The 12,161-nt window shown below is 35.0% G+C and carries 12 protein-coding genes and 2 pseudogenes; all 14 read right to left on the bottom strand.

Going from position 1 to position 12,161, the window contains the following annotated elements; translation table 11 throughout:
• Positions 1-417: 417 nt before the first annotated feature.
• The gene (locus M886_RS09765; RefSeq protein ID WP_015411731.1) at positions 418-1,902 is read right to left on the bottom strand and encodes an IS1182 family transposase; all 1,485 of its coding nucleotides are present in this window, start codon (positions 1,900-1,902) and stop codon (positions 418-420) included.
• A gap of 224 nt (positions 1,903-2,126) precedes the next feature.
• Complete coding sequence (locus M886_RS09760; protein ID WP_235203918.1) at positions 2,127-2,582, bottom strand: winged helix-turn-helix transcriptional regulator; 456 nt, start codon at positions 2,580-2,582, stop codon at positions 2,127-2,129.
• A 10-nt stretch (positions 2,583-2,592) separates the two neighbouring features.
• Positions 2,593-3,689 (bottom strand): annotated as a pseudogene (locus M886_RS17795) (IS630 family transposase).
• Between the two features lie 35 nt (positions 3,690-3,724).
• Entirely contained in the window at positions 3,725-3,982 is a 258-nt protein-coding gene (locus M886_RS17500; RefSeq protein ID WP_235203917.1) for a hypothetical protein, read from the bottom strand.
• A gap of 46 nt (positions 3,983-4,028) precedes the next feature.
• Entirely contained in the window at positions 4,029-4,529 is a 501-nt protein-coding gene (locus tag M886_RS09740) for a pre-peptidase C-terminal domain-containing protein (RefSeq protein ID WP_052716897.1), read from the bottom strand.
• A gap of 239 nt (positions 4,530-4,768) precedes the next feature.
• Positions 4,769-5,175: pseudogene (locus M886_RS09735) on the bottom strand (pyridoxamine 5'-phosphate oxidase family protein).
• A gap of 496 nt (positions 5,176-5,671) precedes the next feature.
• Positions 5,672-6,457: a hypothetical protein gene (locus M886_RS09730; RefSeq protein WP_230625025.1), complete on the bottom strand. Its 786-nt coding sequence runs from the start codon at positions 6,455-6,457 to the stop codon at positions 5,672-5,674.
• A gap of 736 nt (positions 6,458-7,193) precedes the next feature.
• Positions 7,194-7,853 carry a YIP1 family protein gene (locus M886_RS09725; protein ID WP_011034371.1) on the bottom strand — a complete coding sequence of 220 codons (660 nt, stop codon included), beginning with the start codon at positions 7,851-7,853 and terminating at the stop codon, positions 7,194-7,196.
• Positions 7,854-7,967: 114 nt separating this feature from the next.
• Complete coding sequence (locus M886_RS09720) at positions 7,968-9,005, bottom strand: cytochrome c biogenesis CcdA family protein (protein ID WP_048051091.1); 1,038 nt, start codon at positions 9,003-9,005, stop codon at positions 7,968-7,970.
• 282 nt (positions 9,006-9,287) lie between these two features.
• Positions 9,288-9,842 (bottom strand): halocin C8-like domain-containing protein, encoded by a 555-nt coding sequence (locus tag M886_RS09715; RefSeq protein ID WP_152558015.1) that lies wholly within the window; start codon positions 9,840-9,842, stop codon positions 9,288-9,290.
• A 78-nt stretch (positions 9,843-9,920) separates the two neighbouring features.
• A complete protein-coding gene (locus M886_RS17790) occupies positions 9,921-10,364 on the bottom strand; it encodes a transposase (protein WP_235204024.1) in 444 nt (147 codons plus the stop codon).
• 2 nt (positions 10,365-10,366) lie between these two features.
• Positions 10,367-10,735: a transposase gene (locus tag M886_RS17785; protein ID WP_048051089.1), complete on the bottom strand. Its 369-nt coding sequence runs from the start codon at positions 10,733-10,735 to the stop codon at positions 10,367-10,369.
• Positions 10,736-10,828: 93 nt separating this feature from the next.
• The gene (locus tag M886_RS18305) at positions 10,829-11,209 is read right to left on the bottom strand and encodes a hypothetical protein (protein ID WP_152558013.1); all 381 of its coding nucleotides are present in this window, start codon (positions 11,207-11,209) and stop codon (positions 10,829-10,831) included.
• Positions 11,210-11,252: 43 nt separating this feature from the next.
• Entirely contained in the window at positions 11,253-11,867 is a 615-nt protein-coding gene (locus tag M886_RS09700) for a hypothetical protein (protein WP_235203916.1), read from the bottom strand.
• Positions 11,868-12,161: the final 294 nt, after the last annotated feature.

Below are 12,161 nucleotides of genomic sequence, written 5' to 3'. Positions count from 1 at the left end.
CTTCTATTCAAGAGGCAAGAAGCATACATTAAAATAGTTATAAAGTTATATACTTCATGCCTTCGGGTATGCAGGGTTCAGGATCGGTCTCAAACTTTACTGAACTCTGTGAAACATTCCACTTACTCAGTTTTAGAGAATTATTTATAAGTTTTCCGGCAAATCTCTCTAACTATCAGAGATCAGAGAATCTTTACAGATCTAAAATGAGCTACAAAAAACAGTTAGAGAGATTTGCCGGAAGTTATATATAGAGCAGTCTAATGCTAATTATCTAAAGCCTTATGCTAGTGACCAAATTTTTCGCTAAAAAAGAAATCCCATCAGGTAGTCTCAAAACCATTTTTAATTCTACAATTGGGTAATGCCCTTTCAATTTTTATTTCATTTCAACAAGAAAAAGTAAATTTTCATAGCTCAACATAGCGTATTTGCCATTCTCGCTTGAATTCTCCCCTTATTCCATCCTTTACTTTCTCCTCCAACTATCATTTTCAGCATTTCTTTCAGGTTTTTCCCTTGTCTTTTTATGAAATCTGCTATTTTCTTTATATTGTGTACAGTGCACATCATAACAAATTCAATTCCTGTTTTCCTTTTCCCCCTCAGCAGAAATTCCCTAAACCCTCTATCCTGTTTCATCTGTCCAAACACAGGTTCTACGGTAGACATTCTTTTCTGATACTTTTCCGTACCCTCTTCTGTGTTCAGTTTAGCCCTCATATCCTTCATTAAATGTTCTCGAGGATCTCTTGTTATTGTTCTTTTTCCACTCTCAGTACATGCATTTTTCAACACACACTGAGAACAATAGCTACAGACATAATACCTTAAATCAGGCTCACCTTTCCTCTTTTGTATTCTTGAAAAGGGAATTTCAAAAGCAGCAGGACAATAATAGCAGTCTTTTTCTTCGTCGTATTTAAAAAGAGATTTCCTGAACTTCCTGGTTTTTCCTTCTTTTTCAGCTTTATAGTAGTTGTCAGGAATGTAAGCATCAATGCCTTCTTCCTGTAAAAATTCCAGATTCTCATATGAAAAATAACCTGCATCTGCAAGCACGATTGTTGGTTTATATCCCAGTGTATTTTTTACGTTCTGTATGATTGGTTCTACTTGATGCAGGTCGTTTTCTTCGTTGACAACGTCTGCTGCAACGATAATTTGTTCCTTTTCATCAACAGCAACCTGACAGTTGTATGAAGGTTTCTTGCTCCCATCTTTATGTTTCATAATTCGAGCATCGTTGTCTGTGATGTTTACTTTTTTCAGCTTTTCTTCATCAAGCTTCTTCTTAGCGTTTTTAATCTTCTCTAATCTTTTCTTCTTGTCAACTAGCTCTTCTGGAATCTGATATGGTGTTGAGTCACCATAAATTTCATCTTCATACTTATCTGTCTCAATACTCTCTTTTAGTATCCGATCTATTTCTTTTTCGAGAGAATCCGAACTCTTGCTTTGTCTTGATGAAGCATTTGCCTTGATCTTTGTTCCGTCAATCGAGATACTGGAACCAATCATATCCATTTCTTTACAAAAAGTGACAACCTGGGAAAATATCTCTTTAATAGGACCAAGGTGAGTTGAACGGAATCGACAAATAGTATGAAAATCAGGTTTTTGCATGGCTGCCAGATACATAAATGCAGTATCAGTTTGAGTCATTTGTTGCAGTTTACGTGAACTTCTAATGCCTATAAGATAACCATAAAGTAATATTTTTAAAAGAATTATTGGATGATAGGCTGGGCAGCCTTCCTTAGAATAAGTGGATTCAATAGCAGTGATATCAACGACATCTACGATGTCGTTTAGTACTCGGGCGAGATGATTTTCAGGAACAAAATCTTCCAGGTTTAATGGAAGTAAAAACTGCTGCTTTTGATCGTATTTTCTAAACATGGGAAACACTGGAATTTAGTTTTGTAAAAAAGATAAAGATTACGGGTTTCTGACCCAAATGTGCGATCAGGTATAGTTTTGAGACAACCTGCCATGATTTGTATTCTTCTACGGTAAAGTTGGCCTTTAATTTTGCTCAATTAAAAAAGGATGTAGAGATTGAAGCAGACTTTTTCAGAAATTTTTTGATAATCAGTATTTTTGAAACCGGATTCAAGGTTGTTTTATCTATATTTTTCGATCAAGTTTTCATAAGTAGGGTTTACTCTATAAATAATGTTTTTTCCTTTTCTTTCTTCATTTATAAGTCCCATTTCTTTAAGAGTTCTCATATACCAGCTAATTGTAGCTCTGGAAACTCCAATTTCATATGCAAGAGCTGAGTTTGTATCACAATTCCCATTTTGTATTTCTGAAATTATTCTTTGACTTGTTATGTTTTGAAGGGCAGAAATAATTTTTCTTTCTTCTTCATCATAAGTAGAATTATTTTCGAAATACCTAATCTTTCTGCCGTCTTTATGGACTTCAATTTTGTTCTGAACTTCTAGAATGGTTATATGATGCCTTACTCTTCCTCTGCCGAAGCCTGTTTTTTCTACAATTTCATCGATGAATGCTCCCGGTTTAGTTTTAATATATGTATAAATAATAGACCGATCAGGATTATCTAGTGTCATGACCATTTAATTATTTCACATAATACTTTGACATTTTCTCATCTGCATTCTTCCTTGTAAACTTCCATTCAATTTTCCTTTTGTGTTCATTCCTTCTCTTTGTCCATGAATCCACTTCATTTTTAAGCGTCTCGATGTCCCCGATCCTTCTTCCTGTACATTCGATATCCATGACATTGATCTCGATTTCAGCAGCATTGAGCCAGCTTGCATGTTTTGGCGTGTAATGGAACTCTATCTTGTCCAGAATCTTCTTTGCTTCCTCTTCTGAGAATGCTTCGTAGAATGACTTCTCTTTATGGATATTGAGATTATCCGTAACCAGTCTGATGACTTCTGCTTCAGAATATTCTTCTGTGACAAGAATCTTCATGAATTGTGCAAAATCCTTCATTGTTCTTCTTTTGGTTACCTGAGTTACCCTTTTTCCTGCTTTGAACTCTACCGCCATGAATATGTTTGCTGTTCCGTTTCTGACATACTCATAATCATATTTTTCTGAACTTCCAAGCTTCATAGGAATGCTCATTCTTTTATCCCTGAGCAGTTGCTTAGGCTTCTCGTCAAGACAGATAAGAGGTTTTTTAGGATCATAATCCTCTTCATACAGACTAAGAATGTCATACATCCTGTCTCTATATTCAGTATCGATAGTCTGAATACACCACATCCGTCTTAACCAAGGTTTAGTTTTGCTTTTTTCAAAATAAGCCTGACACTCTCTTTACCTATAGTTTCAAATCCTTCTTTTTTCCTAAGTTCTTCAGTAAGCAGGGAAAGAGACCATCTTTTGCTTCCATCAGGGGAACTGCTGCAGGCTAAAGCGATTACTTCTGCAACATGTTTTTCAGTGTATTTTATAGGTTGACCAGATCTCGATTTGTCAAAAAGAGCATTGGGGAGACCTTCATCAAGGTATCTTTTCCGTATATTCAAAGTGGTACTCCTGGAAATACCTAATATTTTCACGATTTCAGTGATTTCTGTTTGCTGGTTTGATAGAAGGAGAATACGGGCTCGAGTTAGTTCTCTTGCGCTTTTACGTCCTTTTCTCACAAAATCCTGAAGGAAATTTACTTCATTATCTGCAAGTTGAATCTGTAGCATGAAGGTATAAAAGTATTCAACGTTTATAATGATGACTAATAATTAAATGGTTGAGACACTAGTACGTTTTCTTTATTAACAATTTTAAATCCCAGTATTACAAAAATAAGCTTTATAAAGTAAAGAACGACGTCTATTATTGATAAAATTTGCATTGCAGCCAGCCAGAGCAAAAACTGCCAGTAAGGCGTTATAGTATCTTCTACTATCTGTATATCCTCTCCAGCTACAGACACCCCAAATTGATCATTTGGGGCAGGAGTCACGATATATTCTGCAGCTTCGGCTGCCAATATTGAAAATGAAAAGAAAAAACAAAGGAGACAGAGTCTCCTGTAATTAATGCAGTGCGACACCAAGTGTATAGCTCTGTGTTCCACTGACTGATTCTCCATAAACCTTAAATTTCCAGGTTCCCTGCTCGACGTATCCCTGAGAGGGATCTATGTTGAGATGTATCCTGCCATTTGTACTTCCGTCAGAACTATCACGGTAAGTTCCGAGTTTGCTTCCAGAGGGGGTGTAAATGGTAAGAGTAAGTGAATCGCTTGTATCTCCCCAGTTTAAATCCACTTCAAGGTAATTCACTCCTGAACCTACATTTACATTGTGAGTTATGGTCTGTCCCTGAGTTATATACTGGGTTGACCGTAGAAGAGAAATAAAATTCTCTGTATCAGAAGAATTTTCTGTCCAGGGACTAATAATGTAATCTTTTTCGGCAGAAGCTAATGTATCTCCCATGTCGAAATTTGTCGCATATTCCTCTTCGGCTGAAACTGCAGGTACAGCCATCAATCCTATTATTACACATAACACAAATATCATCCAGGATTTCAAATAATCACCCAAAAAAGAGCTTTGAAGTCCGGATATATATAACTTCTGTGTAAATTATCAAATAATAATCATACTACCTTTATGAAAGAATATTACTAAATTAAAAAAATAGTCTAAAAAAGACAGCATAAGACCTTTTATCTGGCATATTTCGTCAAAAAAGAAATAGGACGAGGATAAAAAAGCATCCTCTAAATCAGAATAAAATAGTAAATTTTATAAACGATTCCGGTAAAGTCTTAAAGAAGCTGCTTTCCAGCAGCGTCGCCGGATTTGCACTCGTAAACTTCAGTGATTTTCATGACGGCAAGGGCTTTTGCAGGGAACCTATCTCCCATCTTTTTGACAGTCTTGTACATATTCTCGTAATCTTCTCCATCGGTTTTAATCACAAAATCCCCTTTTATCTGGTAGCAACCCTTAATCTCGGGACCCCAGACATAAATTGCACCCGCGGGTTTTCTTCAAGGTTATGACGGGTCTTGTAAAAATAGTTGTCTGCAATCCAGATGGTTTCTCTGTCTTCCTGAAGCTTACAAAATCCGATTGGTATTACGTTTGGCTCTCCATTTTTGGAGGCGGTTGCGAAAGGAAAAATTCTCATTTTTGCAAAATCTTCTACCATTTCATTGCTTAATTTTACCATTTACTTCACCCCTTTGTTAGATCTTTTTTTGTTTGAATAAATCCTCATACTTAACCCTGTGTAATATTTAGTAAGTTAGGGAACTGTGGATATTCAGGATTATAAACAACTAAAGAGCGACAAATATATTAGGACTTACGCGGTTGAAGCACTTTTTCATAAGTTACATTAAAATACTTTTTTTAATATATTGGTATAAATATAACCCAAATTTGACAGAAGCATATATCATCTAATGTCAAAATGGGCCTGATGCTCCTGTTTTCTTTATACAATTCAAGGTTTTGTCTTACATCTTATGATTTTTTTGGCATTATTAATTTTACCAAAATGTAATGTGTCAATGCGATATGTTTTGTATACAAAAATACTGTATTAATTAGCAGAATCTGTCAAATTAGGGGTCTAATATGAAATTTTGGCAGTTTTTGGATCCGGTGACGTAGCTGAGAGATTTGGAACTGGCAAAGTGATTGTAAAAAAATTACTTTTACGTTCATGCTGCTCGCTCTTCTTCTAAATTACCATAAAAATCTAAAACATATTGACTATCCCATAACCAATTGGAGTTATTTCCCCATGGAATTTCCTGTCCAAGAATAGCCTTGACTTTTACATACCCTGTGCCATTAACTTTTGCCAATAGTAAGTTTTTGTAGCAACCACGATATTCTCTAGGCCACTCACTTGGATCATTGTTTGCATCCAACTGAATATTGAAAGATATAATATTTTCTGCTCCTTTTAGATTATCGCTTATATAGACATAGCTATCATAAGTCGGATTTGAGGAATACTTAGTGTAATCTTTATAAAGAATCGAAGAATTATTAGAAACACTTTCAATAGGATACAGTATAGGGCTTCCATTGTTTATAGGGTCAAAAATATCGAAATAGTCCGCAACAAATTCTCTATCAAAAGAAATATCTTCGAGCTTTGTTTCATTTGTCCTAAATCCATACATATAACCTTTATCAGTTTCTGCAATGAATGTTGTCCAGTTTCCTCTCTCTTTGTTATCGAAAGCTTCAGTCGCATTTTCAAAATAAGGTCCTTTGCGGTATTGTTCAGGCTGGTTGAGGATTTCGTGCATCAGATCCTGGGTAAAATAGGGATCTTTTTGAATAGGAGGATTAAAGAATTTACCTTCCTTAGATGCTGGAATAGGAACCATTATCACAGTCGTTCCACTCACTTCGTTTCCGGAAAGGCCACTCACACCTATATTATATATACAATGATATCTTTGAGCTTGACTTCTCCAATCCTTCGCATCCATATAAATAGCATGAGCAAATATACTTCCTATTAGAAAAATAAAAAAACAGCAATAAGCAGCAGATTTCTATTTTTCATTTTATTCACCAATCTTATGTTTTAAAAAATAGAGAGGAGTTACCCTCTAACATACTTTACGAGTCCCATGTTAGTATTCCATCTGAACCAATTATTAAACATGTGGAAAAATTTCCCAATCAATTCTTCGGCTGAAACCGCAGGCAAAGCAATCAATCCTATTATAAAAAAAATACAAATATCATCCAAGATTTCAAATAAACACTAATAAAAGAGTTTAAAAGTTTGTGTATATATAACTTCTGTGTAAATTATCAAATAATAATCATATCTGCCTTTGTAAGAAATGTTACTAAATTAAAAAATAATCTAAAAAACATTATAAGATCTTTTATCTGTAATATTTTGTCAAAAAAGAGATATCATGAGGATAAAAATAATATCCTCAGAATTAAAATAAAACAGTAAATTTTTTATATGACCTCTGAGAAAATTTTAGAGAAGCTGTTTTCCAGCTGCGTCGCCGGATCTGCATTCATAAACTTCCGTGATCTTCATGACGGCAAGGGCTTTTGCAGAGAATTTGTCTACATGCTCCAAATCATTTTTAGCAATTTTCTAAAAATTTGGAACTAAAAATGAAAATATTAGCCCAAGTAAATTTGAAGTATACACCCTATCAGACATGATAATACTCCTTTTGTTTTGTTGTTACAGAATTAAATGCTTCCTGAAGTAAACAGGAATAAATATAATAGGTAAACAACGTACAGGCCTACTGGAATACCGACAGCAAGGGTGGCATTTTTAATTGACATATTTCGCGCGTGTAAAAGTGCAAATACCCATATGTATGCAGACAGTAAGAGGCATAAAATTCCAACTATTTGTGAGGTATAATACAGGGGATTATTTGAGAACATCTGTGTTGTACTTTCAGCTATAAGCTGCGGGTCCTGTAATGAAAAATCTATCGAAGGTGTAAGTTTGTATGTTACAAAAACATTTATTAAACTGCTAAATATTTTTGGCACAAATCCATAACCTACAAACTCTAACGTCCTTTTGAAAGAACCTTTTGATTCAAACACATATGATATTGAATATAAAATTCCAGCTACTATAACCCAGATTAGAAAGACCCAGATCAAACCCCAAATGACACCGAAAAGAATTGCTGTAGTCGATATATATGAACTCATCTCAGAAGGAAGCAGTCCACGCAATTGATTCATAGCCAGAAAACTTGAAACCATTGCAATTACAGCAACTACAAGTAATATCAATACAGGATACTTAAGATCGACATCATTTCTCGACTTTTCCTCGAAAAATGAATTTGGATCAAATAACAGATTATTCAGGTTTAAATTATCCATATTTTTCACATTATTGCATATTATATGTAATGGTTGTCACATGATTAATAAATATTATTATATGTTAATCAGTTTTTTAGATTTTACTTCTTATTTTGTCTTTTATCTTACGACTTAAATCATAATCCATAATCCAAAAAATATGAGCACAAGTCCACTGATTTTTTTCAGATATATTTTATATGAACGGACCTGTTTAGGTAAAGTATAACCCCCTATCAAACCAACCCCAATAAAAGGAGTTAATACTCCGCCACTGAAAGCAAGCAATAGAGCCAGATCATTAACAGTCCCGTTTGTAATAGTCTTGTTGAGAAGTACAAGGAGCATTGGAGCAGTGCAGGGAACTTTTACAAAAGAAAACAATATCCCAAGAAAGAAAACTCCACCCAGAGTGCCTGCATATTTCCTGGCAGAACTCTGAAAATAATTATCCAGAACTACAGGAGATTTCAAGACCCCCAGAAGGTTTAATCCAATGAGAATTACAATGACGCCTGTAATAAAAGAAAAGCTTTCCAAATCTGGAATTGACTTTCGGAATGAAAGCAAACACAAGCCCAATATTAAGTAAGAACCTACCAGCCCTAATCCAAACACTGTTGCACGTACCATTCCACTTTTCGCACTATTGCTCGTCCCTGCAGTAAAGCTTAAAAGAAATCCAAGTATGGCCATCAGGCAGGGTGAAAAACCTGCAAAAAGTCCGAGAGAATAGGCAAATGGCAAATTCAGGTCTGTGTTTATATACTCGATTTCCTGTTCTTTTCTCGTTACCTCTTCTGTAGTATATTCAGTAATATTTTCCTCTTCCACAAGATATTCATCAATTAAAGTTTTTAGCTTTTCTTCAGTAATTTCTTCTTTGGGAATTTTTGTTTCATTGTTTATCACAATAGCCGGGACTTCAAGAAAACCATATTTATTCCATTGGTTGAAACCGTCAGCAGTACTGGTTTCAATTTTTGATATAACAATAGTATTATATTGAGTTTCTATTCGATCGACAATTGGATCGGTTATTTCGCAGTCATGGCAGCCTTTTTGATGAAAATACTGGATTGTGACCGGATCTGCATGAGCTACCGGAATAAGAATAAGAAATAAATATATGACAGCCAGGGTAGCTATTGTACGAGAAATCCTTTTCATGAGAATCCCTAAAGTGTATCGTTTCTCTCACAAACTTACATATGTTGATGATGTAAGAAAAAGGATATAGAGTCAATCGTAATTTACAGAACTTTCGCTACGTTGCCTACAGAACCTATTCTTTGATGACATAAGTAGCAAATATTGCAAATATTATGCCTAGAATAATCCCATTGGTAACTCCTCTCATTAAATTATGAGTCAAGTATCCCAATAATATGCTGGTGATCAAAGGCACTAAAAAAAATAAAATTTGTTTTTTCATAAAAAACTCCTCCATTATCAACAGTATTCAGCTTCACGACATAAATCGAGTGCAGTGGGCTCACAACCAAACTCGCCTACAACAATACACGCGGCTGTTGCAATTGCAGCGCATGTTAGCCCACCAATGATAGCCGGTATTCCTAATACTGCGCAGAAAATTGCCATTTCCAGTCCACATCCAATATTACATGCACCATCGACTAAAAGTTTGCATGCAGTACATGCGTCCATTGCTCGTGGAGTTATGGGAGCTAGGGTAGCCGAGGAAATCAAACTCGCTTTAGTTTTACCATTCAATATGTCACTTACCTCACCACTCTCAGAAACTATAGTGTTTCCGTTCACGGTTAATAGTTCAATGGATAAGGGATATCCAGTCTCATCTCTTTCGACAATCTGTGCCCGAACTTTAACAATTTTATCATTTTCAAATACAGCAATAAGCGCACCCGTAGAATTATGTTTACTGTCAAGTGTTAATCCTACTGCTTCATAATAGGTCTCATTATTTAGAGTTGCACCCATCCCAGCTATCTCTGTTTGATTTAATTTATATCCTTTTGAGTCCAATTTTTTTATTAATCTTTTTACATCGTCGGATTCTAAAGCAGTTTGTACACCGTCTTCAACTTTATTAGAGAGCTCGTTTCATAATTTCTCCTGTAGCTTTTCCCAGTAAATGAAGAATGTTGCTATTATCACTAATGCCCTGAATATTCTGTCCAATCTTTCATATCTTAGGATTATTCTTCTAAATCCTGTTTTTATCCTTGAGAAAAACCTTTCTACTGCTGATCTTTTCTTATACGATTCTTTATTAAATCTTCTAGGTCTTCCTCTTTTTCTCTTTTTTCTGTTTCTTTTGTTTTCAGGAATAGAAGCTTTGATTCTTCTCCTGCGCAGGTACTCTCGTACCTGCGCATCATCATAAATTGAATCTGCTACTATTTCTTCTGGTCTTGTTATTGGTCTATATCCAGTCCTAACCTTTATTGCTCCAATAGTCTCTTCAAACCTATAAGGATCATATTCTGCTCCAGAGCCAATAACGATGCTTAATGGAAGGTCTTCTGAGGTTACAGCTGCATGAATTTTTATTCCTTTTCTTTTTTTGAATCCATTATATTCGACACTTTCTCCCCTTTTTTTGCTTCTATAAAACTGCTATCTATTGCAACAATTTCAAGGGAGAAGTGTCCATTCTGATAAGAATCATCTATGAGAGAATTAAGGATCTTATCCCAAACACCTTCTTCAGACCATCTTTTTAGTCGTCTCCAGGCGGTGACGTAAAATCCGTATTGTTTGGGCATATCTCGCCATTGACAACCTGTAACAAGAACATAAAGAATTCCGTTAATGATCTGACGATCATTTGCTCGCCTCCTCCCAACCGAAGGCTGGGGAGGAAGGTGCGAGTGAATATGAGTCCATTGAGCATCACTAAATTCTTCGAAATGTATTATAATCCCCTATCTAATATAAAATCAAATAATATATAATTTTGAAACAGGCTCAACAATATGAGTAGTACTTCAAATCTCTTTTTTGGATTTTTATTCATGCTGCTTTCCCCTCCTTAAGGTCGAAATGATCGAATATAATGTCAACAAAATAACAAATGTCCCACATAAAGCAACTATCTTTGCAGTTATGATATGACCAGATCTGAATGAAATCAAACTCCCACAAAGAAGTGCAATACCATAAAAAATACCACTATATATGGCCCAAGTTCTAACTGACTTTTGGTCTTTTGTAGAAATAGAAAGTACAAGAAAAAAAAGTCCAATTCCAGCCAATATTAAGTATAATCCGCTTACAGATAAATTCATTGGAGTTTTTATGGTTGTTATAATACCTCCTATAATGGCAAAAATGGAAGAAAAAAACAAAAGAAGAAATATTTTAGAATTCCTTTTTAAAACTATTCTCATTTAATCTATCTCCTCATAACCGTAATGCTTATAGTCCGCTACGTCACTCATCTCCAAAGTAGTAATCGTAACATGCATTATAGGCAAGTCCGCAGGATCCAAAAGCAATTGGTATGCATGACAAACAAAGTTCTGCCTCAATTGGCTCAGCTGGATCTGGTACCAAAAGTGGGCCACAAACTATTGCACAACCAGAAAAACTCCCTAAACAAATTGCTAAGTTATATATACAATCGCTAAGCCCCCCTTCTACTAATACAACTGCGCTTTCTTCGGTCTGGGGATTGTAAGTGTATATTATATTTTTGAGTTCTTGAGATTCTTTATGTTGGAAGGGTATTGCAACAAATGATATTTCCTTTGTTGAACCATCTTTTTCATTTTTCACTGGTATAATTAATGCTTCAGAGTCCTTTTGTATGAATCCTTCTTTTGTCAATTGCTCTTGAAATTCTTTGACTTTAGTATCTTTTAAAGCCATATTAACTAGTTTCTCTTTGCCTTCTCCTTTTAACTGTATTGAATCTCCAGAGATTGAATTATTTTCACAATTTGTTCCAGCCGGACACGCCATAGCAGGCGTAACCAGTATCATACCTACAACGAGCATTATCATGAAAAGCCCGCTGATTTTTCTAACTTTACTATTTAATTTCACTCTGTTTCACCTCTTCACTTTTGTTTAAGAGGCAAGAAACAAACTTTAAAATAGTTATAAATTAAAATATTTCTTGCCTTCGGGTATGCAGGATTCAGGGGAGGGCTCAAACTCTACTGAATCCTGCAGAACATTCCCACATTCAAAAAACTCATAATCCTTTAAAAGTTTTATGTGTAAACTCTCAAACAATCAGGCATAAGAGAAGAATACAAATCTGAAATAAATTAACAGAAAAATAATTTGAGAGCTTACACAGAAGCTATAAATAATGTTACTTACAGCCTGTCGATT

This window comes from Methanosarcina soligelidi (assembly GCF_000744315.1).
Classification (GTDB): domain Archaea; phylum Halobacteriota; class Methanosarcinia; order Methanosarcinales; family Methanosarcinaceae; genus Methanosarcina; species Methanosarcina mazei.
Note: the sequence above shows the minus strand (reverse complement) of the source record. Positions and strands in the feature narration are given on the sequence as shown.